The following is a 767-nucleotide window of genomic DNA, read 5'->3' as shown; positions in this document are numbered from 1 at the left end:
GCGGGTCTGTTCGGGCACCTGGGGCGCCCCGGCCCACGCGGCCGCGGCGCGCTGCTCGGGTACGCCGGGAGCAGCCGTCGTGGCGCCCTGCGCCGGACGCGCCCCGGCCCGCTCCACCCCGGTCATCCCCATCGCCGCCGTTCCCAGCCGTTCCTTGCGGTTCCTTGCCGTTTGTCCCTTGCTCAACGAAGAACCATAGGCGGCCGGGGCCGTAGTTCAAACCCCGTAAACCTCGGGTAAGGTAAGGCTTACCTGCAAACGATCGTGATCTGGTGGTCCCTGCATGCCCCTCATCACCCCGGCGCCCGCCGCGACGGACAGCGCGGTCTCGGCCGCGTACGCCCGCCTCACCGAGGTGTTCCCGAGCCTGCGCATCATCGAGCTCACCCCCGACGAAGCGCTGCCCGAGGGCGCCGGCTGGGTCGGCACCCGGCAGCTGGCCGAGGGCGGCGCCGCGCTGGACGCCTTCCTCGCCTGGGACAACGCGCAGGTCCTCAAGGACTACGGCATGCAGGCCCGCCCGGACGTCATCGCCAGCTTCGGGCTGCACCGCTACGCCTGGCCCGCCTGCCTGCTCATCACGGTCCCCTGGTTCCTGCACCGCCGGGTGCCGCGCTTCCACGCCCCGCACGTCTCCTTCCAGCGGGCGCTGGGCCGGATGGCCGTGCGGGTCACCGACTTCGCGTGCCTGCCCGACGACCCGGCGGCGCGGCTGCCCGGCGCGCACGTGGTCCCGGACGAGGAGGCCCTGCGCGCGGAGCTGCGGG

Annotated in this window: 1 protein-coding gene and 1 pseudogene; one reads left to right on the top strand and one right to left on the bottom strand. The window is 73.8% G+C overall.

The window, feature by feature from the left end; genetic code table 11:
- On the bottom strand, positions 1–186 hold a 186-nt coding region (locus tag G3I40_RS44615), incomplete at its 3' end, for a hypothetical protein (protein WP_203645931.1).
- 97 nt (positions 187–283) lie between these two features.
- Here G3I40_RS44615 and G3I40_RS44610 point away from each other — a divergent pair.
- Positions 284–767 (top strand): annotated as a pseudogene (locus tag G3I40_RS44610) (iron-sulfur protein); the annotation flags it as partial.

This window comes from Streptomyces sp. SID14478, from assembly GCF_010548525.1.
Classification (GTDB): Bacteria; Actinomycetota; Actinomycetes; order Streptomycetales; family Streptomycetaceae; genus Streptomyces.
The sequence above is the reverse complement of the archived record's forward strand: the minus strand, read 5'-3'. Positions and strand labels throughout refer to the sequence as shown.